Genomic DNA, 22,961 nt, shown 5'->3' with positions numbered 1-22,961 from the left:
GCTTTTTTCAATGTACTCATCACAATTAATTGTTGCAGCATTGTGACTTTCTTAATCATTATTTTTTCTTCTTACGGAATAATTCAATTGTTTTATAGCCTTGTGAAAGGATCTCTATCATTTTCTCTAGACGTTTTTCACGTGTTTTTTCTTGTTTTACAGAAAAAAGATTACGTGCCCAATCTTTCTGATATCCAGGCGTTAAACTTTGATAAAACTTAAGTTCATTCGGATGATTAGCTAATAATGCTTCAACATCTTTAATTCGATCTGCATAATCGGCAACACATTGACTCATAGCAGATGTTTTCGTTGTTTTTTTCTTCTCGCGTTTTAAACCTACAACAGTAAAGACTTCATCCATACTTACCATTCGTGCAAATTTAATGTCGCTTTCTCCCACATAACCATCTTCTCCAACGTTTAATGCCGGAAACATCTCATCACGGTGAATGAACGTACTATAACGAGCATTACCTTTTTTCGGATATGCGAAGAATACGTAACCTTTTTCAATTAGTAATTCTTCATTACTAATAATAAAATTCGTTTGTTTCACCATTTCATCAAGCGTTTCTACAAATATAAAGATAGCATCGTGTTCTTTTGAGAATGCAGTTTCTTTACCTGTAAAAATGTCATAATCACTTGGTTCGTTAATAACGACCATATTTGTATACTTATTAAGTTTCAATTTATCAATAACTGACATAATAATCTTCCTTTACATTCAAAATTCATTGTACATACTTTTTCGTACTGTTCTAGTGTATTATATGTATTAAGAAAATCAAACTTTAAATCGTATTATTCTGCTGCAAAAGAACATAATTCTTTACTAGATGGGGTGGTTTTATGCCATATGTAATTCGAGATGAAGGGCTAGTTTTACAAGGGGATGATGGAAAAGAACCAATTTTTCATACATATGAAGAAGCTGAGAAAACATTAAAAACACTAACTATACCGCAGTTTCCGAAACATATTAGAAGAAAACCATTTACACCAAAAATAATAAAGATAGCCGCTTCTGAATAAGAACCGTCTATCTTTATTATTCATAACTTAATAGCAAATAAAGTATATAAAAACTCTTTATATTGATCTTCTGTAATTTCATGCTTAGTTTTTTCCCCACGAATAGCTTCAGTTAAACTTGTATTCGTTAATGAAATATGACCGGAGTTCGTCAACTTTACTGCAATTGGTCCTTTATTAAAAATAGACTTCTCATCTTCTATCACTCTTCTTTGAACATCGTTTACTATTATCTCATCAATATTATGTTTATAAAAAGCATGACAAACTTTCCATTCTCCATCAGTATCTATTCTTTCTAAAACATAATTTCCCTTACTCGTATCTTTTCGTCTCACCCGGTACGAACCATTTTTTGAAGAAACAGACTTACCAGTAAAAGGTACAGGAACAAGAGATACTAACGAAGCTATACCTACATCAATTAAATACTGTACATTATCATAAGTTAAAATAATTGTTATATGGCCATCCTCAAGTGCCCATGCATTTATATCGTTTTTATAAACCGTACCTAATGCCAGTTGTACATCATAGCCACAGTCTCTTAAGAAATAGTAAAAAAGAGTATTTAATTCGTAGCAAAGTCCACCACGGGAACTAGTTAAAATTTTCTCTCGTAAGTTTTCCAGAGAGATTTGATTCGTATTTCGTGCTATAACATCTAAATTCTCAAATGGTATAGTGTGTGCAAATGAAAAGAGTATAGTAGGTAATTCTTCAAACGTTACTTCATTACGTTTTTTAAGATTTAATCTTGTGAAAAGCTGATTTTGTAAACTTGTCATAATTAGCACCCCTTAAAAATTTATAAGTTTAAATAATATATGCTGATTGTAAATTTTAAGGGGCACTGTAACAATGTACATTTCATTTAACTGTACCGGTACAAAAATTACGATTCACAAGGTAAATTAATAGAAGGCGTCATTACAAATGTCTTTTCTGTAATTACTTCTTTTTGGGGAAAATCAAAAGCTACGAATATAAATTTAATAGTTTATCTATAGGCAAATTATTAATATCACTTAAATCAACAAAATAGTGAAGTTGCCACGTTTGGCTCCTTTTAGCTTGATTGCTAACAGTGGTATCCCAAACAGGATAAATTCTCATTGCCATTTTCCCTGTTTGACTTTGTGTTCTCAATATTTTTTCTTTAAGAAGAATCTCTTTAGGAAAAATAAATTGTCCTAGTTTATTATCAGCAATACAAGTGATTACTAATAAATCAGGAGCAGCTTCATAAGAGAAAGCTCTATTTCGCATATTTTCATCTTTCTCCCAAAAAGAAACAAATTGACCAATTTTATTAGGAGTAACTTTTGATTTTCTAAAACGAATGGTTTTGTTATTTAAGTGGAATAAACATCCTGCATATTCTGCGTTTTGCTTTTCTTCTTTTAGATTCGTAATCATTAAATTGTTAGGTTTGTAAACTATATTGTTTAAATCTCGGATCGTATCATTAAAATTGTTCAAGAAAACTCCCCCTTTATTCATCTCTTAGTTTACCACAAACATCAGTTCTTCTATATCGTATATAATCATGAACTAAGTGAAATGGGGGAATTTAGCAGGATATAATTATTACTTTAATGTACTTAGTTTTTCAATTGCTTGTTGTTCAGTTGCTAAGTAAAAAATGTCATTCCCTTTATTACATTCATAAATAAAATCCTTTAAGCTTTTACTAGTATACATAGAGAAATCTCCAACAATAGCAATCTTTACCTTGTAGTTTATAAATTTTTGAAGGATATCGCCCGCAAGCCGTGTTTTTAGATCAAAGAAATCTTCACTTATTAAAGATTTATGGATAATAATATGTTTCGCATCTACCTCATATTGAACTGTTGCCATAGTATCTAATGCAGACTGAACATCCGATATTAATACCTTATCGTTCCTAATGACCGCAATATTGATTCCATCGATTACTACTTTCTTTATTTCCATAGTCCCACCCCTTTATAATTTATACAGTATGAGTAAAATTGTTTTACAAAACTTCGTATTAATCATAGATTAAATTAGCTTCAGCTATTAAAATGGCCTCTATTTTTTGTTGTAAATATATATTTTTTTATTACTAATACGGTCAATGAAATTAATGATAGTTTCTCTTTTTTTATATTTTTGAATATATATATGGAATTACTTTTACTTGTTATAAAAATATTGTGGAGTAACATAACTTAACAAACTATCCAAAGTGTTAATCTCGGCATATGGTTGTATTTTGGTAGTATTCTTGATTTTCTGAGGGTTAAACCACACACCTTTTATATTTGCATTTTGAGGACCAGCAATATCCTTTTCTAAGTCATCCCCAACAAATAAAGTATTTTCCGGTTGTAAATTTAGCTTATCTAATGCTAGTTCGAATATACGTTTATCAGGTTTACTAAATCCCACTTCTTCAGAAATAATGATTGTTTCAAAATACCTATTTAAATTCGTGTTAAATATTTTAGCTTTTTGCCTCTGAGTTGAGCCATTTGTTATAATTCCAACTTTAAAGTGCTTCTTTATTTGATTTAAGAAATGAATAGTATTTTGGTCTATTGAAAAACATCTAGGGAAATTATTATTCCAAAAATCTTGGATGTAATTGCGTGGCAATCTATACCTTGGCGTGAATTCATCAAACAATGATTCTAAAACTGTCGTTTTATTACTTATGCCATATTCTCTTTTATCGTATTCTTTGAATTTCTGTAACATGTTGCTTTTAGCCGCACCATCTACATTTTCATAACACTTTTCTAAAACAATTAAAAATAATGCCTCTACTGCTTTATCCCTATCAAGTAATGTATCATCTAAATCAAACAGCATCGCTTTATAACCCATCAAATAATTTCACAACCTTTCTCGCATGATTTAAATAATCCTTAGTTCACACCTTAATCGTTTACTAAATTAGCAAAAAACTCTAAAGTTTGTGAAGTACACTCTATAATTTCGCTAGCTTTTTTTATATTGAAATTCATTTCCGTTTCCCCTTCTAGTAAGTAGCGAAAGTATATGTTCACACAGTTTAAGAAATCACATGCAGTTCCCAATATTATACATTGGTTTTTTAGAAATATAAATCGTTCAGCTTTTCATACGATAAGTTTTTTCAAGCATACAATTATTTTTTCATAAAAAGGAATATGGCTAATCATATTTTTTGGAGAATACACATTCTTGAAAATGAAGCTAATACGTTAAACGTCCTATGAAGTTCCTATTGTATCTCCACATAAACTCCAGATAGTACGGCTATAATGACTACCAGAGGTGATATTATGAAAAACTATCATATTCTCGTGGTAGAGGACGATCAAGAAATTCAGGAATTAATTAAACAATTTTTAATGACGCAGCATTATACAGTGATAGTCGCTTCAGATGGACTAGAGGGTATGACACAATTTAATAAGCAATCATTTGATTTAATTCTTCTAGATGTCATGATGCCCAATCTTAATGGGTTTGAAGTTTCTAAAATGATTCGAAGTCAGTCAAACGTACCAATTATTATGCTAACTGCGTTGGAAGAAGAGGAAGATCAAATGAAAGGATTCGACCTTGGGATCGATGATTATATAACAAAGCCCTTTTCATTTCATGTTTTGATTAGACGAGTCGAAGCTGTACTTAGAAGAAGTTATGATAAAAATGTAAATAATCATTTGATATTTAAAGAAGTGCGTATTGATGTGGATGCATATAGAGTATATGTAAATGACGTTGAAATTATATTAACGACAAAAGAGTTTGAAATTCTACAACTACTATTTCAAAATGAGAGAAAAGTACTCACAAGAGAAAATATCGTAGAGAAAGTCTGGGGTTACGATTATTTTGGAGAAACACGAATAATTGATACACATATTAAAAACCTACGCAAAAAATTAGCTATCCCTTATATTAAAACAATAAAGGGTATTGGTTATAAAATTGATGAATAGTATTGTGAAACTCATGAAAATGAAGCAAATTACTTATAAACTCTTTATGACTACATCTCTCATTTTATTATCCTTTGCAGTATTGATTTATTTAACTTTATACTTCTTTCTCCCTACGTTTTATGAGCAATATAAAACAGATCAACTTCAAACAGGGATAAACGAAATCATTGATAAGTCTAAAAATCTTACGTTTCAAGATGCGATACCACTTTTTGATGAATACGCCAAAAAAAATAATGCGATGCTTTATCTTCAAAATAAAGAAGGAGTAATTATTTACTCTCCTTCATTTTCTTTTATTCAAAGTGGTACGCAAAAAACAGTAGTTACTAAAGCAACACGATTCGAGAATGCAAGTACCCTCAGCAATTCATATAATGTTACGAAACCAATTCAATTCCAAGATGGTAGTTTAACGCTTATAGTGTTTGCTACATTTCAACCGATTGATGAAGCTTCACAGGTTTTAGTACGCTTTCTCCCCTATATTAGTATCATTGTGCTCGTTATTGGTATAGGGAGTGCTTATTTTTATTCCAGGTTTATTACAAAGCCACTTATTTATATTAATGAAGGTGCACAAAAGATGGCAAATTTAGATTTCTCCGAAAAAATTGAGGTTCGCTCTACAGATGAGTTAGGAGAATTATCTAATAGTTTGAATGACTTGTCTATTAACTTACAACAAGCTATGTTTGATTTAAAAAAAGCAAATGAACAATTAAAAAATGATATTGAAAAAGAAAGAGAAATAGAAACAAAACGCAGAGAGTTTTTTGCGATTGTAGCACATGAATTAAAGTCCCCTCTTACTGTAATGAAAGGATACTTAGAAGGAATGATATACAATATTGGCCCTTATCAAAATCGCGATCAATATTTAAAGAAGAATCATCAAATTATTGAAAGTATGGAACAATTAGTTCGTGAAATTTTAAGCGTATCGAAATTAGAACAACACACCTTCAAACTAAAAGTAGAGAAAGTTAATCTTTCAAAATTAATAGGTACAATTACAAAAGATCTCGAATTTTTTGCTTCTCAAAAAAACATCGAAATAATAAAAGAAATTGATTTTGACCTTTCTATTTATACAGATTGTGCTCTTTTAGAAAAAGCATGTAAAAATATTATACACAATGCGGTTATGTATTCACCACATAATGAAAAAGTCTATATAAAGTTAAGTGAGGATTCGAAACAAGGTCAAATCAAAATGCAAATTATAAATACAGGTGTCAATATTAAAGATGAAGATTTACAACAAATTTTCAAACCATTTTATCGAATTGAAAAATCAAGAAATCGAAATACTGGAGGAAATGGTTTGGGGCTATATATTGTTAAACAAATTCTTGAAACACTAGATATAAAGTATTCAATGAAAAATATGGAACATAGTGTGCAATTTTGCATGAGTATTCCATTATCTAAACATAAAAACAAACAAACTCTCCTTTAAATAGGACGAGTTTGTTTGTTTTTATAGTAAGTATAAACTTATTAACAGGTTTTTCATTTGATGATATGTATGTTCTTAGAGCTGCTTTTGATAAGCAATCTATGCAAGATCTTCTTGGGAATTTAATAGTTGTTCGCCAATCTACCCTGCATTTACTTAGAAGCTTAGATAAAGAAGCTTGGTCACAAAGAGGAAATGCGAATAATTCTGAAGTTACAGTTCGTGCATTAGCATACATTATTGCTGGTCATGAGCTTCATCATCTTCAAATTATAAAAGAACGTTACCTTGGTTCTGATTTATATCCAGCAACTTAATATTTGAAGAAAATGAGTCCTATTTATGTAGTGCTCTTTTTCAGTATTTATAACGAATTAGTGCTTAGAACCATGGCAATTAAATGCATTTATTTATAAAATTCACCACATAATATTTATGCTATCCCTTCTTATTCTGTACATAATTTTCTTTAGGCTGATATACTATAAACGCAATAGTTCTGGAAAGGTGATGATAGTATGTATGAACAACAAAATAATAGAGATAGAGATCAAAAAATGATGTTTTCTATGCAAGGAGTTCCCACAAATAAAATTAACATGCATCAATTACCTAAATGGATTAGAATTTTTGGCTATTGTGCGTTTGGTTGGATAATAGTATTTAGTTTAATTATGATTGTAGGTTTAATTCTGCAATAACTATACAGAGTAGGTAAACGGGACGATATTTAGGTCATACATCTAGGTAATGTCCCGTTTTTTATGTGTGATTATCCCATGATATAGGTAACCAATTATAATAAAAAGAACCTGTAGAATATCCTACAAGTTCTTTTTATTATATTATTAAAACGGGAACAACAAACTATTTTAACATTCAGTACAGGGAGACCATTTTGATTATGGCTTGATTTTATTATAAATCAAATATAAGCTTTTGAAAGGTCTAGATTTTGAAAATTATGTGAATTAAAAAGCTACGATGTTTATATTAGATTTCATTTACGACCAACTTCTTCTTACTTAAATACACTGCACGATCTGATTTTTTAGCAACCTCCTGTGAGTGCGTCACAACAATAATGCATTTATTCTCTTTATGTGCAAGTTCTTGAAATAGTTCTATTATATCCATTGCAGTTTCCTCGTCGAGGTTTCCTGTCGGCTCATCTGCAATCAGTAAATCAACATTACAAGATAGTGCTCGAGCAATTGCTACACGCTGTTGTTGTCCGCCGCTTAGTTGCAGGACGTTTCGTTTCGCTTCAACTTCTGTGAGTCCTACCCTTTCTAACAATTCTAATGCTCTTGCTGTTTTATTTTGCACTTTAACACCCGTAATTTCCATTGCTGTTAAGACATTTTGAAGAGCTGTCATATAGGTTATCAAATTATAAGATTGGAAAATTACAGATACATTTTGATTACGGTATCGATCCAAACCAATTTTTCTAATATCTTTACCATTATACAGTACATAACCATTTTTAGGGACATCCAGTCCACAACCTAAGCTCAGAGTTGTGGTTTTACCAGATCCAGATGGTCCTAAAATCGTGTAGAAATGTCCTTTTTGAAAAGAAAAGTTAACATTATCTAGTATCGCTACATTTTTCCCATTACTTTCATAATAATAATCCAAATTTTTAAACTGTAAAATCGTCTCCATATTAAGCCTCCTCATTCATCTTTTAAAAGAATTTGTTTTGGGTTTAAACGTAGAATAGATAATGATGGAAGAAGCGTTGCTATTATAGCAATAGCCAGTCCAATTCCACCCATTTTCCCTACATCTTCTCCTGTTACACTTACATCAATTTTATCAATTGGATCTTCTTTTTGGTTTTGTAGAGTACCACCAGATCCAGCCATCATTACAGTACCATGTTGCGAAGTATCTGTTTCTTCGCTTGCAGTAGCAATTTCATTCGAAAGTAAATTATCCCCGATATATTGAGAAACTTTAGCTCCTGTTGTTATGGATAATCCAAATGCTAAAATAGCGACACACACTACTTCTACTACGAATTGCGCTATCAATTTCCACTTTTTCTCTCCAATAGACAATAGAATTCCCATTTCTTTACGACGTCCTTTAATTGATAGCATAATGATTAATCCTAAAATAATTGCACCTGCAATCGATACAATATAAATAATCATTTGAGAAGTCGAAGAGATATTTTCGATAGGACCAATCATTTGCTTGTACAATGAATCATGCGCATCTAATTTATAATAATTAAAATCAATGTTAGATTTTTTTGCTTCTTTTTTAAATGCATCAATATATTGTGGATCATTCAAGAAATACACGACTTGACCACTACTTATACCTTGGTCTACTTCTAATTTTTTCATAGTTGAATGCGGCATATATAGTTTATTAGCTGGATCCATAATAGGAGGAGCCTGTTGACCCATTGCTTGCTCATTTGTTTCGTAAATGCCGATAATTTCAACCTCAAGAGTTTCCTTCTTATCCCCTGATTGTACTTTAACTTTGTCTCCTACTTTCAAATTGTTTAATTCCGCTAATCGTTTTTCCATTAAAGCTACATTCTGATCTTTCATTTGCTCTGTTATTGGTTTTCCATCAATGATTTTACTTTTTCCGTTTTTAAAGCTTTCTTGTAATGCAGTCTTGCGAACTCCCTCAATCATAAAAGAAGCATTCATATCTATTTCTGTACCAGAGCTTGAACCGCCTCGCGCAGCCGTCATTCCCACTTTACCTTTTCCTTCTTCTTCTCCTTCTGAAGCTCCTACTAGTTTAAGCCCATCAGAAATACCGAAAGTGTTAGCTATGTAATTATAATCTTTTACATACTTGGACTTCGCTAATTGATCTGTTTCTTTTGCATCGAGCTGCGGCGGATTTGGCATTTCTCCAGTTTCCTTAGCTTTTTGACCTATTTTGTCGAAATCAAGACCTAAAGTAACATCTGCACCAAGTTTTTTTCTTGCAGCATCCACTGCTTTTTTTGATGCATTTTGGATTGTGAAACCTGAAAGAACCAAATTTGTAACAATCAGAAAAACTGCCATCAAAATTAATGATGTTCCTATCCTTTTTTTCATACTGAGAATTGCTCGTTTCATAAAATTCATTTTTCTTACCTCCTTGATAACTTGTATTCTATATAGGTTATCTAGAGTTTATATGGAGCTAATCGGTAGTTTAACTAGAGATATAAGGAGTTTATGTGTAGTTATTCATTTACCTGTTCAAGAAAAACTAGAACACAAATTCAAAAATGCAGTCGTTTTTGAATATTGGTAAGGAGTTAGTCAATTTAAGAGACTTATAGAAAAGAGAGGTTAAGCTTAATTTAATGTATATAATATAAAAAATATATTTATTGTATAATTTCTATACAATAAATATAGAGAAGCTATTTGTGAATATCTAGATGGGAATTGTTAAGTTCCTCATAGAAATTACATCTTTTTATAAGAAAAGAAACAAGTTAACATTCTTTTATAAGGATAAGAATATTAACTTACTTCTTAAATTTTAGTATAAATTATTTATTGTAAGCTTTATAATATAATATGCAAATTTATCACCTATTTTTATAATTCAAGCACCTACTATTAGGAAAAGAGAATATTTCCTAATTAATTTAAAACATAAATTTTGTCTATGTTTTAAACAATATGTATTTTGGAGGAGGTTAATTTGATTTTTTCAAAACTCATTGATTGGTACGCCTTATATGATTTACACAAAAAAAGAAGTGTAGCGTTTCAGTTTACTTCCCTTTCTAACACTTCATTAAATATAAAGAACATAGAATCTTTTTATAAAGTAAAACCATCACATTTTCATTTTGACATTAAGCATTCAAAGCAGGAAAATGAATACATAGTTGGGCAATTCAACTATAAAAGTTCGGTTCAATCCGGTGATTCACACAACGACTCTGTAACTGGGGAATTATTCTTACATAAAAATGAAAATGCACCTCATGTTATCTTTGTTCACGGTTGGAGAATGGATTCTAACGAACGTGTGAAAAAAATATTCCACGATCATATGACCAGCCTGAAGTGGAATATGTATTATTTCACTCTACCCTATCATTTTGAAAGAAAACCCGATCAATCCTTATTCAGTGGAGAGTATATGGTAAGTGCAAATATTGAACGAACATTACAAGCAACTAGACAAGCGGTAGCTGATTTACGAGCTTTGATTAAATGGATTAAAGCAAATAAAAAGGGGCCCCTGATTCTAATAGGAATTAGTTTAGGCGGATTTATTACTAACTTAACCTCTCTTGTTGAAGAAGAAATTGATGTATTAGCATCCATTTTCTATGCAAATCGACTTTCTTATTCGATTTGGAATACAACTCCAGGTAAATTTATTAGAGAAGACTTGGAACATCATGGTGTTACGTATGATGATTTAATAGATTATTGGAAAATCACTGAACCGAGTCAAGCATTGCCAAAAGTAAAAAAAGAAAATATTTTATTAATTTCAGGTAAGCATGATCTATATGTGCATTCTGAGGATACAGACTACTTGTGGGAATCTTGGGAAAGACCTACACGATATATTTATAAATGTGGGCATGCCGGGATCGTTCTTAAACGTAAAAAAATTGCAACTGATACTATTGATTTTATTCAAAATCGATTGAACTCCTCACACTTATCCAATGTCATGCCTTAAATTGTGAGATTACTAAGTACAAAATCTTATACTTATATTGTTATATTTTTTACTAGTCACCTTTGTAAATCTTAGCCCCAAGCCTTACACGATTGAAAATGAAATAAAATAAATAACTAAGGAACTAATTTACCATATGGAAAAACATTGCTCAGCATTTTCACCAGTGGTCCCTGTATATGCAATATTACATACAAAAATCTTTATGTATTACGTTATTAATTTAAAAATAAATTATTCATCCATAAATCTATACCATCCGTATTTACAGTTATGGATACCCTAATTACATATGAAAAAGAGAGAAGAACATTGGCTAGTTCTTCTCTCTTTGTTTATTTTTAAGATAACTATCTATAAAATTTTGCTTTTCATAATTCTTCATGAGTCTAGAAAAGAATCTAATCCTTTTCTAGACTCAAAAAGAAATTTTTCTAATGTACATAATTACAACGACATTAAACCACTTTGCTCTTAAATCCACTACTTGTATTATTGATTGCATGAAACTCCTTCTTGAGAAAGGTTTTAGTTTCCGAATATTCTGTTGACCGTTATAACATATCCAATTTACAATTTAATTGTGGTGTTCTTTCACAATTAAACTACTTAGAATACACTTCATTTATTTGAAAACAATTACAAATAGAGGTGCTAAAATGAAAACTAGAGTAAATCCAGAATTATTACAAGGGTTAGAGATGTTTCCGGATCTCGATTTACGCCCAGAAAATTTGCAATCAATCAGAGAAGGAATAGCTCAAATGAGACCACCTACCGTTGTTGATGACTCTCTTTCTTTAACAGATAAAGTCATTGTTGGGCCTGATGATAATCCGTTACCATTACGAATTTATCGTCCAAAATCAAATCATGAATCTTTACCTGTCTTATTATGGATACATGGTGGAGGTTATATCTTAGGGTCTATAGATGATAACGATGATACTTGTATGAGGTTTGCAAAAGAAGCTAGCTGTGTGGTCGTGTCTGTAGACTACCGCTTAGCACCTGAACACCCTTACCCAGCACCAATTGAGGATTGCTATTCAGCTTTAAAATGGATTGCTGATAATGCAAAGTCATTAAACATTGATTCGAATCGAATTGGGGTTGCAGGAGTAAGCGCTGGCGGTGGACTAACAGCAGCATTATCATTATTAGCACGAGATCGAAAATATCCTTCAATTTGTTTACAAATGCCACTATATCCAATGATTGATGACAGAAATGATACACCTTCAGCGAATGAAATTAAAGAGGGATTTGTTTGGAACCAAAAGGCAAATGAAGCTGGCTGGAAAATGTATTTAGGAGAAATGTATGGAACGGATCAAATCCCTGCCTATGCAGCACCTTCTCGAGCTGAGGATTATAGTGACTTACCGTATACTTACACATTTGTTGGTCAATTTGATCCATTCCGCAGCGAAACATTAACCTATGTAAGCAAACTAGCACAAGCTGGTGTTGATGTGGAGTTTCATTTATATCCAAATGCCTATCACTGGTTTGAAGGGTTAAATCCAAATGCCGATGTATCTATTTATGCTGTGAACGAAATAGTACAAGCAATAAAGACTGGTTTCAAACGAGTATCCAAGGTTGAGGCTTAATCCCATTACAAGAGAAACACTTATAAATAGTATATATGTATTTATCATTTAAATATAATAGCCGATTCTAAATAAGAATCGGCTATTAATATGTAAAATCCGCCTAATATATCAAGGTTGAGAAACAGATATAAGATGTTTAGGCGATGTGTTTATTTCCTCTGCTAATGCTTTTATGTTCATCATGATTTGAAGTATTTCTTCTTTTGTGGTTCTTGGGTTGATAGAGCAAAGTCGAATTACTACTTTTTCTTTTAATTTAGTCGTACTTAGCATAGCAAATCCTCTTTGATTAATTTCTTCCACCAATTTTTTGTTTATTTCATGAATTGTATCTGTAGATGTTAGCTCACATGGAATATAACGAAAAGTAACAATTCCTAATTGGGCAGGTGTTACTACTTCCCAATCTTTTTCTTTCCTTAAAAACTCTTCAACTTGTTCAGCTAGCATAATGCCATGATCAATTGCCTCACGAAAAGCTGTAACTCCGAATGCTTTAAAAGAAAGCCATACCTTTAATGCTCTAAATCTACGAGAAAGTTCAATTCCACGTTCCCCAAAATTCACTTTTTCTTCTATATTAGTTTCTGTATCCTTAATATACTCTGGGATCATACGGAATGTTTCACTTAAATATTGGCTATTTCGAATAAGTACACAACCAACATCATAAGGCTGAAAAAGCCATTTATGCGGGTCTAACGTTAAAGAATCGGCACGATGAATTCCACTTAATAACTCCCTTCCTTTTTCACTGAGAATTGCTGCAGCCCCATAAGCCCCATCCACGTGTAGCCATATATCTTCATCACCACATACATCAGCCAATTCATCGAGGGAGTCCACCGCTCCGCAATTCGTTGTCCCTGCATTAGCAATAACACAGAATGGTTTTTTCCCTTTTAATCGATCTTCTTTTATTTGTTTTCTTAAAGTACTAACTGAAATTTTTAAGTCTTCATCTGTCTCAATTCGGCAAATTTGATGCTGTTTAAAACCTAATACTTTAAGTGCTCGATCTACAGAAAAATGAGTTTGGTTAGAAAAATAAACAATCGCATTTTCTATGTCATTATTCAGCTTGACCTGTCTCGCTACAGTAAGTGCAGTCAAATTAGCCATGGAACCACCACTGACAAATAGTCCTTCAGCTGAATCAGGGAATCCTAGCATTGATTTTAACCAGTTAATTGTCGTTAATTCAATTTGTTCGGCACCTGCACCTACTATCCAAGCTGTAGGAAATACATTAAACCCACTTGCTAAAAAATCTGCTAATACACCAACATAATTATTAGGACCTGGCACAAAAGCCATAAAATGAGGATGATCCACATGAGTAATTTGATTAAACACATTGTTATTAAGAAAATGAAGTAATTCTTTTGGATTAGATCCGTTTTCCGGAATCGTTTCAATTAGCTTGTCTCTAAAAATATTACTATCAATCGTTTCTGAAACTGGTTTACTTTTTAAATGATTCATATGATCAACAATCAAGTCAACCGCTTGATATCCTAACTGACGCATCTCTTCGGCTGATAACTGTAATTTTTTTGTCATTTGATTTACTCCTATTCTATTTAAAAAGGCGAGTTCTTGCTCGCCTTTTCATTTTTTATAATTTGTAATCACAAATTGTTTGTATTGGATTTTGAAGAATCGTGTTGATTAACCCATGGATGTGATTTAATATTTCCTGTATTTTCTCTGCTTCATATACGGTTTGATCATATCCAAACTTTATTGTAAGTCTTTCTTCAGGGAAGCACATAATTCCATACTTTACATGTGGCTCATCAACAACTTCGTAATCCGTGATAGCAAAATGTCTGTTTTCATTTGAAGAAAAGATTGCTGGATTAGTTGGATAGTTTTCAAAAACCCAAAGATGGTCAGTCAACTCAGTTTTTAATTCACTTTGCTTTTGTATATCAACAAATGAATAGTATGCATACTCATTACATTTCAATGTCTCTAGTTGTACCTTTTGCAGGAAGTCCACAAAAGATTGCGTTTCTGTCCATGCTAATCGGATAGGCAAAACATTTGTGAACAGACCGAACATATTTTCAATTCCTTCTACTTCGGGAGGTCTGACTGATACTAGATTAGGCAATACTACTTCTCTCGTTCCGTTGAATTTGCCAAGCAATATTCCCCATACAGCTAGTAATGCCGTATTCATAGTTATATTATTTTTAGTTACAAATGTCTGTAACTGATCAGTCAAATCCTTGTCTAATGTTAAATCCATAAAAGCGAAGTTTAACCCTTCACTTTTAGATGGGACTTTCTTTTTAGGAATACTAATTTTCTGATTGTATCCTGATAAATAATCTCGCCAAAAATGACGTGCTTTCTCATGATCTTGTGCCAAAGTCCAATCTATAAATGTTTCAAAAGGTTTTACCATGGGTAACCCCGCCGTAGTTCCGGCATTTGTAGTTTCGTAGAGCTGGAATAATTCGTCTATCAAAATGCTGACGCTCCAACCATCACATAATAGATGATGGGAACTCCAAATTACTTTATGCTCGTTATTACCTAGTTGGAATATACAGAGACGTGTCATAAGTTCATCATTTTTAAATCCTCGACTTAAATTTTCATTCATCCACTGTTTTAGGAATTCTTGCTGTTCTTGTTTCGTCATCTCAATCAAGTTTTTTATTTCTGAATTTATTTGAACATCATATAGAACAGCTTGCCAAGGTTTTGCTTGTTCATCTTGCACAATTATTGTTCTTAAAGAATCATGACGATCAACTAATTGTTGGAAACACTGAATAAAGAGTTTAATATCCAGCTCCCCCTCAAGTGCCCAAATTGTTTGTTCAAAATATGCATTTGTATCAGGTTCATTCGTAGCATGCTCATAAATAACTTCCTGGAAAGGTGCTAACGGGTAAATACGTTCTATTTTTATATCCGGCATTTTTTCTTGTATTTTGTTAAGTGTATGTTGATTAAGTTGTTTATCTTTAACATTTAGTAATGTAGCTTTATTATCGTTCATTATGTTTACATCATTTGTTTGTGAACTTGAAAACTGGTCTAGCTTTTTAACAAATTGAACCATGTCCCTTAATATAGGAAATGAAAATATATTTTTTGGTTCAAGCTCGAATCCTTGTCGATACAGTCTGACGGACACTTGAATCGCTTTTATCGAATCTCCACCTAAGGCGAAGAAATGATCATTTACTCCAACTTGATCTATTTTGAGTACTTCTTGCCAAATACTAGTTAATATTTTTTCCATTTCAGTTTTTGGGGCAATAAATACTTTATTTTTTTGTTTCTCCGGAGTAGGGAGCGCTTTTCTATCTAATTTCCCGTTTGGAGTCAGGGGTAATTGGTCCAAATAAACAAAATAAGAAGGAATCATATAATCTGGCAAGTGATCTCGCAAATGCTTTCGTAGTTCTGTTGTACTAATATTTTGCTCAGTTACCACATATGCAACTAAAAATTTTATTCCGTTCTCATCTGTTTGATCAATTACGACAGCATGTTCGACTTGTTTATAAGTTAGAAGACAATGAGAGATTTCTTCTAACTCTACTCGATATCCCTGAATTTTCACTTGGTAATCTTGGCGGCCTAAAAATTCAATATATCCCTCAGAATGCATTTTTCCACAATCTCCTGTTTTATATATAAGACCAAAATCAGGATGTGACACAAACGCTTCATTTGTTTTCTTTTCATCATTTACATATCCTTTAGCAAGGCCCACTCCCCCGATATATAAATCTCCAATTACACCAACAGGGCACATTTTCTTTTCATAGTTCAACACATAATACGTTTGGTTTGCCAAGGGCATCCCGTATGGAATACTATTCCAATGTGATTCCACCTGTTTGACCGGATAATAAATTGACCAAATCGATGCTTCTGTTGCCCCTCCTAGTGAGACTACTTCTGCAATCGGAAAATGTCGTTTTATTTTTTCTGGTAAAGAAAGCGGAATCCAATCTCCACTATGTAAAACTAAACGTAAAGAAGGATATTCAAAATGAGAACCTACTTGCTCCAATGCCAAATCCATGATTGCAGGCACTGTATTCCAAATTGTAATCCCTCTACGTTCGACAGTGCGGATTAATTCTTGCATGTCTCTCGGATCACGAATCATTACTAACATTGCACCTGTGCTTAAAGCTCCGAAAATATCGTATACAGATAGGTCAAAACACATGGAAGAGATACCAATAATACGATCATCTTCATTCACCTCATATTTTTGATTTATGTCTTGAATAGTATTTGTAACCGCTTGGTGAGTAATAATTACTCCTTTTGGTTTTCCTGTACTTCCTGAAGTGTATATAATATAGGCAATATCTTCTGGACCAGCAATAGCGGGCATATCTTCTGTTGTATAAAATGACAAATGATTTTCTTCATAAAGACTAGGTTCTAATAAAAGCTTGCATGAGCTATTTTTTAAAATATATGTTTGGCGATCTAAAGGATGATCGGGATCAATCGGAACATAAGCGGCACCTGATTTTAAAATACCTAACATATTAACAATTGTGTCAACTCGCCTTTTTGCTAAAAGACCCACTTTGTCACCTAGACCAATACCTTGCTCTTTTAAGAAGTGGGCAATTTGATTAGAACGTTTATGAAGTTCCGAGTATGTTAACCATTCTTGTTCAAATACCACTGCTACTTCATCCGGCGTACGTTTTACTTGGTCTGTAAATAATTGATACAGAGTAGTTGAAGATATTTTTTCTGTTGTTTCATTGTATTGCTTAATTAAAGTTTGATCCGATTCTTTCATATGCAAAGATGTTATATCGCTTTGTTTCACCAATTGTTCCAATAAGTCAACAAATTGGGAAAACATTGCTTCTATTACATCAACATCAAACAACTCTTCAACATAGTTCCAGCTAATTAATAACTCTCCATTTTTTTCAATTACTACATTATCCAAATACACTTGTGGAGTCCGAGCATGAATATAACGAAGAGAACCAAGTTGTTCCCAAGAGAAAGCACCTGCACCTGCTAACATCGAGGTGAAAACGATTGGCATAACTGCTTTTGGCGTCATTTGATGATATCGAGTAAAATCTCGAATAAAGTTAACTCCATCGTAATGACGATGTTCAAGGCCATCTAATAAAGTAGCTTGCGTTTCTTTTACTCTAGTAAAGAAAGTTTGCTCTGGTTTTACATCAACATCCAATAAAATAAGTGATGTGAAATCTCCAACAATCTGTTCTACTTCATCATGAACAGGATAACGGTTAAATACAGTCAAGTTAATTGCTAATCGACGTTGATTACTCCAATATGTCAACACATCACCATATATTGTACAAAGTAGAGCGGAAGGCGTTACCGCTTTCTCTTGTGCTAACTTTCGTAGCTTTGTCCATTTTTTATTATCCAGGATTTTTGTAAGTGATTGGAATTTAGGAGTAGCAATCTCTGCTGGATCCTTTTTTAACAGCAAAGAAGGTGCAAACGGAAAGTCAGGAAGCTTACTTGTCCAATAATCTTTTGCTGTTTTATATTCTTCGCTTTGTTCCATTTCATCATAGATAAACATATAATCTTGAAAATCAAAAGATAAAGATTCTAATTTTTGATTTGGTTTATAATAATAATGCAACAAATCCTGTCCAACAATGTTCATGCTTGCTCCGTCCATTAATAAAGCATCGTATCGAAAACATAATAAATACGTGTCTTCTTTTAAAAGAAAAGCTTTCAATTCAAACAAAGGCCATTGCCCCAAAGGGAATACATGGTTAGTCATTCGAGAACGCTCTTCTTGTAAGCGAGCATGTTGATTCCTATCATCTAAATCTATGAGACTCACTATTTCAATCTCGTAATCAGGAACGCTTTGTAATATTTGCTGTTTTCCCTCTGGTAAAATTACAGCTCGCAACATTGGATGACGATGAATTACCTTTTGAAAACTTTTTGAAAGACGATTGATATCCAATGCTGTTTCATATTCAAAATATGTTTGAGGTGAAATACCGCTTAATTCAAACTGTGAATTCCGTCCTATCATATACGCTGTCTGAACTTCTGTTAAGGAAAATGGCTTAGACAAATCTTTAACATGAGTTGGTCTACTTTCAAGGTTTTCCTCTTTATGCTCTAACTTTACACAAGAACTCAATTGAGCGATTGTGGGGTGCTTAAAAAAATCTGTTGTACTTATTTTTAAGCAGTCTTTTCTTAATAAATTAATTACCTGAAGTGCTTTAATAGATTCTCCTTTTAATGCAAAAAAATTATCATGAATACCGATTCCCTCAATCTCCATAACTTTTTCCCATGCACGCACTAATTTTTGTTCAATTTCATTGCGCGGAGCAACGTATGGAATTGATACATAATCCGTTTGTGTTATATCCAACAATCTTTTTCTATCCACTTTTCCATTTGGATTCAATGGAATCTCTTCTACCTGAATCATTTTTTCAGGAATCATAAACTCAGGTAATTTATCACTTAAATATTTTCTGATTTCACCAAAAGACACCTTGTTATCCGATACATAGTAGGCAGCTAATAATTTCCTATTTCCATACACTTGATCAACAACGATAGCCTGGTTTATTTCTGGATATTCCCTTAATTGAGTTTCGATTTCTCTTAATTCAATCCGATACCCCCGAATTTTCACTTGATGATCCATTCTACCTAAATATTCAAGTTCTCCATTAGGCAACCAACGAACGAGATCACCTGTATGATACATCATTTCCCCTGCCGCAAAAGGACTCGGTACAAACTTTTCATCTGTCAGTTTATTTTTACCAAGATACCCTCGTGCTACCGCTACGCCAGCAATGCAGAGTTCACCGGGAATTCCAAATGGTTTTAATTGGCCATACTTATTCAATATATAGGAATGATAATTCGGGTTAGGTTTGCCAATCGTAACTTCTTTGGAAGTGCTCAAGTCTTTTACTGTTGCGCAAATGGTTGTTTCTGTGGGACCATAAATATTTAAAATTGTTGCTTCACTGATACAACGAATTTTTTCAACCAAATCAATGGAAAATGATTCTCCTGCTAATAAAATAGATTTTAAATCTTTTAGAAAAATCGCCCCTTCTGGATCACTCAAAATCACTTCCATTCGCGATGGCGTTGATTCCCATAAATCCACCTTATGTTTTTTGACCAAATGAGCCAATTCTTTTGTTACAAACTGGTCCTCTGTAGCAATTACTACTTTTGAACCTTGCGTTAAAGGAAGACATATTTCTAACAAGGAAATATCAAAAGATACACTAGCAAGAAACAAGAATGATTGATTAGCTTTTACTTTTTCTCTCATTACATTTAAAAAATGAACTAGCGATTTTTGTTCTATCATTACCCCTTTTGGATTTCCTGTCGATCCTGATGTGTAAATAACATAAGCTAAATCATTAGGATTATGTTCTCGTACTAAATTACTTTCTTCACCTTGAAAAAGATATTCTTTATCAAGATACAGTACTTCACCTGCAAATTGTGGCAATACTTCCTCTGTTCGCTTACTAAGTAAATATTTTGCTTGACTATCTTGTAACATATATTCAATTCGTTCAGTTGGGTAGTTAGGGTCTATTGGTAAATAGGCTGCTCCTGCTTTTAAAATCCCCATCATACCAATAATCATTTCTAATGACCGATTTACCATAACGCCAATAATACTTTCTTTTGAAACACCTTTACTTTGAAGAATAGAAGCCAATTGATTCGCTTTCTTATTCAATTCTCTATATGTCAAAGATTGATCATTACAAACAACAGCAATTTGATCTGGAGTTTTTAATACTTGCGCTTCAAACAAATCTTGAAATGATTGAAACAAGTCTATGCCTGTTTGAAAAGTATTCAATCCTTCTAACAACTCTTTTTCTTCTTCTGCAATAATACAAATATCTTTCAATGCCAAATTCGGATTTTGTGAAACTTGCTTTAAAACATAACAATACGAATTGGCAAACTGTTGCAAAGAAGAGAATGAACGGGACTTGCAAGAAATTTGAAATTCAAATTCATTATGTATTTCATTCCATTTTCTTCGTATCCATAGGGCTAAATTATTCTCTGCGTATTCTTCTAGCGAATTTTCATTATGTAATCCTTCCATCCCGATTACAATTTGAAAAGGAGTTAAATTGTGTTTAACTAATAATTCAGAGAGCGGATACTCCTGATTTTCATACCCGAATAAAGTCGTTTGTTCAATCTCATTTACTAATTGTTTAAAGGTGTGATGCGGCTGGATTTCACTTCCTAAAGGAATCAACTTATTAAGATTCTCACTTTGTTCAAGATTCTTTTCAATTATAGGAATACCAATAGTAATTCTTTCTTGATCTGTATAATGTGCCAAACAAACCCTTAAAGCGGCTTGAAACCAGCTAAATAATAATAAATCTTGAGACTTACTTATTTTTTGTATACTTTTACTAAATTCTACATTCACTATGACTTGAACGTATTCACAAGGTGTTTCTTTATTTAGTTGGTAATCGCTATTAAATTTAAATACAGAAAAATCGAGAATCTCGGAAGATAATTGCTCCTTCCAAAACGCTTCTACTTCTTTATTTTCATGAATCGAACTTCGATCTTTAATGTGCATTTTTATCTTTATCCCCCTAATATTCATTTCTTCTACTCGTTAATTTTCAAGCCAACTTCAAGCCCATGGAGAAACACTTGATGACTATCCAAACATAAAAATTGCTGAATATCTTCAAATTTCATATGACCAACTGAACAAACCCCTAAATTTAATGTCTCAGCAACCATATTTAAGGTAGCAGTGATAATGCCTGACTCAATACAAGCAAATAAATATCCATCTGAACCGTATTTCGGGATGGAAGCGTTCGCATTATAAACCAAATAAACTGAGAAGGCAGATTGAGTAAATAAATCCTGATTAATTAACTCATGATCACTTTTGATTACTTGATCAATGTTGTTTACAATCACAAGACTATTTTTTGATGGGTTATAATAATAAAATCCAGCTTTCATATCCTCTATACGTTTTGGTTTTACATAAACAAAGATATCAATGGGATAGAGCCCGCCTGCACTTGCGTAATGATAGTATATTTTTTCTTCCCTAACCTGTTTTAGAGTTGATAAGAATCGGGAAAATTCCGAAAAACTAATATGTTTTTCCATATCAAATTGACGACAAGACCTACGTTCCTTGATTATAGTAGGTAGCTCATTTGTTGTTTCAAGTTGAATTTCGGTCGACCGTGCAGCAACGTGCGTGCGATTTAATTGTTCACTCATATACTTATCTAACTTTTCTTTAGAAAAGCGAATCTGGTTGCTATATGGATTTGAAAAAATCTTTTCTTGTGAAGAAAATACTTCTCTTGGGTGTAATATATTACTTACTAACACACGATTTTTTATCATGAGCTCTATGTTTTTTTGTGTCTCTTCTACATTTCCTAACGAAAAGCGCTCTACTAGTTCACTAATTTTCACACCTTTTTGAGCCATAAAATAAAAATCTGGAAACCACTCAGACAGAATACCTGTAAATCTCATTTCCCCTATCAAAACTTCATTATGCAACTTCTCCCAATGCTTAATCGGAGACCAGTAATAAATTTTCTCGCTCATATAACCCTCCATAAACGTTTAACTTATTTTTGAAATGCAATTTTCTAATTTACAAAAATTTTTTCGGATTCTGCTCCTTGTCTCATAGTGATTATAAATACATGCACTTTAACGAAACTTGAAAATAATGAAATAACTTTTTCTTCATTAAAATTTTTTATTTCATCATAAAAAATGATTTCTTTTTGGATATTTCACATCCTTTCCCATAGTAATCCTATAAGGTATAAACCATTTATAACATTGAGAATATTCATGTATTTCCAATGTGAAATTATTGTAATGGATTGGAGAGCGGTTGAATATAGTTATTAAATCAAATAATATTGAGAAAGTTTTATTTATTATATCGATAAAATTTTATGATGTAATTTATTACAAATAGATTAAGAAAAGAGTTTTAAATTTTTCTTAATCAGTTAGTGTGAAAATATCACATACTATTACATACAATCGAGTTACTTACATTTCATATTCAAAATAGAGAAAAGACACCTTGAATGGTGTCTTTTCTCTATTTTAATTCCATATACTTTTTACGCCTTT

Annotated in this window: 16 protein-coding genes and 1 pseudogene; 7 read left to right on the top strand and 10 right to left on the bottom strand. The window is 32.3% G+C overall.

The window, feature by feature from the left end; all coding sequences use genetic code 11:
* Positions 1-58 precede the first annotated feature (58 nt).
* Entirely contained in the window at positions 59-712 is a 654-nt protein-coding gene (locus HFD78_RS12070) for a YdeI/OmpD-associated family protein (protein WP_000110844.1), read from the bottom strand.
* A gap of 143 nt (positions 713-855) precedes the next feature.
* On the opposite strand from HFD78_RS12070, the gene HFD78_RS12065 reads away from it, so the two are divergent.
* Positions 856-1,038, top strand: a complete 183-nt coding sequence (locus HFD78_RS12065) for a hypothetical protein (protein ID WP_001147161.1) — start codon at positions 856-858, stop codon at positions 1,036-1,038.
* A gap of 20 nt (positions 1,039-1,058) precedes the next feature.
* Here HFD78_RS12065 and HFD78_RS12060 read toward each other — a convergent pair whose 3' ends face one another.
* From HFD78_RS12060 to HFD78_RS12045, 4 genes are all read right to left on the bottom strand, one after another.
* Complete coding sequence (locus HFD78_RS12060; protein WP_000202806.1) at positions 1,059-1,826, bottom strand: arylamine N-acetyltransferase family protein; 768 nt, start codon at positions 1,824-1,826, stop codon at positions 1,059-1,061.
* 190 nt (positions 1,827-2,016) lie between these two features.
* Positions 2,017-2,520 carry a MepB family protein gene (locus HFD78_RS12055; RefSeq protein ID WP_001058767.1) on the bottom strand — a complete coding sequence of 168 codons (504 nt, stop codon included), beginning with the start codon at positions 2,518-2,520 and terminating at the stop codon, positions 2,017-2,019.
* Between the two features lie 108 nt (positions 2,521-2,628).
* On the bottom strand, positions 2,629-2,997 hold the full coding sequence (locus HFD78_RS12050; RefSeq protein WP_000403464.1) for a DUF4180 domain-containing protein: 369 nt from the start codon (positions 2,995-2,997) through the stop codon (positions 2,629-2,631).
* A gap of 204 nt (positions 2,998-3,201) precedes the next feature.
* Positions 3,202-3,894: an HAD family hydrolase gene (locus HFD78_RS12045; protein WP_000540714.1), complete on the bottom strand. Its 693-nt coding sequence runs from the start codon at positions 3,892-3,894 to the stop codon at positions 3,202-3,204.
* A 440-nt stretch (positions 3,895-4,334) separates the two neighbouring features.
* Between HFD78_RS12045 and HFD78_RS12040 the strand changes: the two genes are divergently transcribed.
* The 4 genes and pseudogenes from HFD78_RS12040 to HFD78_RS12025 all read left to right on the top strand — a co-directional run bounded on the left by HFD78_RS12040 (position 4,335) and on the right by HFD78_RS12025 (position 7,166).
* Entirely contained in the window at positions 4,335-5,000 is a 666-nt protein-coding gene (locus HFD78_RS12040) for a response regulator transcription factor (protein WP_000800726.1), read from the top strand.
* A 13-nt stretch (positions 5,001-5,013) separates the two neighbouring features.
* Positions 5,014-6,465 carry a sensor histidine kinase gene (locus HFD78_RS12035; protein WP_002196569.1) on the top strand — a complete coding sequence of 484 codons (1,452 nt, stop codon included), beginning with the start codon at positions 5,014-5,016 and terminating at the stop codon, positions 6,463-6,465.
* Between the two features lie 41 nt (positions 6,466-6,506).
* Positions 6,507-6,782: pseudogene (locus HFD78_RS12030) on the top strand (DinB family protein); the annotation flags it as partial.
* Between the two features lie 201 nt (positions 6,783-6,983).
* Positions 6,984-7,166, top strand: a complete 183-nt coding sequence (locus HFD78_RS12025; protein ID WP_000273232.1) for a hypothetical protein — start codon at positions 6,984-6,986, stop codon at positions 7,164-7,166.
* 292 nt (positions 7,167-7,458) lie between these two features.
* Here the strand turns inward: HFD78_RS12025 and HFD78_RS12020 are convergent, their stop codons facing one another.
* Together HFD78_RS12020 and HFD78_RS12015 are read right to left on the bottom strand one after the other, a co-directional pair.
* The gene (locus HFD78_RS12020; protein ID WP_000447855.1) at positions 7,459-8,136 is read right to left on the bottom strand and encodes an ABC transporter ATP-binding protein; all 678 of its coding nucleotides are present in this window, start codon (positions 8,134-8,136) and stop codon (positions 7,459-7,461) included.
* 11 nt (positions 8,137-8,147) lie between these two features.
* Positions 8,148-9,578, bottom strand: a complete 1,431-nt coding sequence (locus HFD78_RS12015; RefSeq protein ID WP_191968077.1) for an ABC transporter permease — start codon at positions 9,576-9,578, stop codon at positions 8,148-8,150.
* A gap of 571 nt (positions 9,579-10,149) precedes the next feature.
* Here HFD78_RS12015 and HFD78_RS12010 point away from each other — a divergent pair.
* Positions 10,150-11,151: an alpha/beta hydrolase gene (locus HFD78_RS12010; protein ID WP_000577728.1), complete on the top strand. Its 1,002-nt coding sequence runs from the start codon at positions 10,150-10,152 to the stop codon at positions 11,149-11,151.
* 659 nt (positions 11,152-11,810) lie between these two features.
* On the top strand, positions 11,811-12,767 hold the full coding sequence (locus tag HFD78_RS12005) for an alpha/beta hydrolase (RefSeq protein WP_000857942.1): 957 nt from the start codon (positions 11,811-11,813) through the stop codon (positions 12,765-12,767).
* A gap of 111 nt (positions 12,768-12,878) precedes the next feature.
* Here the strand turns inward: HFD78_RS12005 and HFD78_RS12000 are convergent, their stop codons facing one another.
* Genes HFD78_RS12000 through HFD78_RS11990 form a run of 3 tightly spaced genes read right to left on the bottom strand, consistent with a single transcriptional unit; the run spans position 12,879 to position 22,415 of the window.
* Positions 12,879-14,333: a pyridoxal phosphate-dependent decarboxylase family protein gene (locus tag HFD78_RS12000; RefSeq protein ID WP_000162820.1), complete on the bottom strand. Its 1,455-nt coding sequence runs from the start codon at positions 14,331-14,333 to the stop codon at positions 12,879-12,881.
* A gap of 55 nt (positions 14,334-14,388) precedes the next feature.
* A complete protein-coding gene (locus tag HFD78_RS11995) occupies positions 14,389-21,405 on the bottom strand; it encodes a non-ribosomal peptide synthetase (RefSeq protein ID WP_116291443.1) in 7,017 nt (2,338 codons plus the stop codon).
* Positions 21,406-21,437: 32 nt separating this feature from the next.
* On the bottom strand, positions 21,438-22,415 hold the full coding sequence (locus HFD78_RS11990; RefSeq protein ID WP_116291444.1) for a SagB/ThcOx family dehydrogenase: 978 nt from the start codon (positions 22,413-22,415) through the stop codon (positions 21,438-21,440).
* Between the last annotated feature and the right edge of the window lie 546 nt (positions 22,416-22,961).

Origin of the sequence: Bacillus sp. EKM501B (genome assembly GCF_011800505.1) — a bacterium.
Classification (GTDB): domain Bacteria; phylum Bacillota; class Bacilli; order Bacillales; family Bacillaceae_G; genus Bacillus_A; species Bacillus_A cereus.
This window is presented reverse-complemented; position numbering and strand designations above follow the sequence as displayed.

Coding starts and splice junctions, on each gene's coding strand:
- HFD78_RS12070 (WP_000110844.1), bottom strand. CDS start 712: ATGTCAGTTATTGATAAATTGAAACTTAATAAGTATACAAATATGGTC.
- HFD78_RS12065 (WP_001147161.1), top strand. CDS start 856: ATGCCATATGTAATTCGAGATGAAGGGCTAGTTTTACAAGGGGATGAT.
- HFD78_RS12060 (WP_000202806.1), bottom strand. CDS start 1,826: ATGACAAGTTTACAAAATCAGCTTTTCACAAGATTAAATCTTAAAAAA.
- HFD78_RS12050 (WP_000403464.1), bottom strand. CDS start 2,997: ATGGAAATAAAGAAAGTAGTAATCGATGGAATCAATATTGCGGTCATT.
- HFD78_RS12045 (WP_000540714.1), bottom strand. CDS start 3,894: ATGGGTTATAAAGCGATGCTGTTTGATTTAGATGATACATTACTTGAT.
- HFD78_RS12040 (WP_000800726.1), top strand. CDS start 4,335: ATGAAAAACTATCATATTCTCGTGGTAGAGGACGATCAAGAAATTCAG.
- HFD78_RS12035 (WP_002196569.1), top strand. CDS start 5,014: ATGAAAATGAAGCAAATTACTTATAAACTCTTTATGACTACATCTCTC.
- HFD78_RS12025 (WP_000273232.1), top strand. CDS start 6,984: ATGTATGAACAACAAAATAATAGAGATAGAGATCAAAAAATGATGTTT.
- HFD78_RS12020 (WP_000447855.1), bottom strand. CDS start 8,136: ATGGAGACGATTTTACAGTTTAAAAATTTGGATTATTATTATGAAAGT.
- HFD78_RS12015 (WP_191968077.1), bottom strand. CDS start 9,578: ATGAATTTTATGAAACGAGCAATTCTCAGTATGAAAAAAAGGATAGGA.
- HFD78_RS12005 (WP_000857942.1), top strand. CDS start 11,811: ATGAAAACTAGAGTAAATCCAGAATTATTACAAGGGTTAGAGATGTTT.
- HFD78_RS12000 (WP_000162820.1), bottom strand. CDS start 14,333: ATGACAAAAAAATTACAGTTATCAGCCGAAGAGATGCGTCAGTTAGGA.
- HFD78_RS11995 (WP_116291443.1), bottom strand. CDS start 21,405: ATGCACATTAAAGATCGAAGTTCGATTCATGAAAATAAAGAAGTAGAA.
- HFD78_RS11990 (WP_116291444.1), bottom strand. CDS start 22,415: ATGAGCGAGAAAATTTATTACTGGTCTCCGATTAAGCATTGGGAGAAG.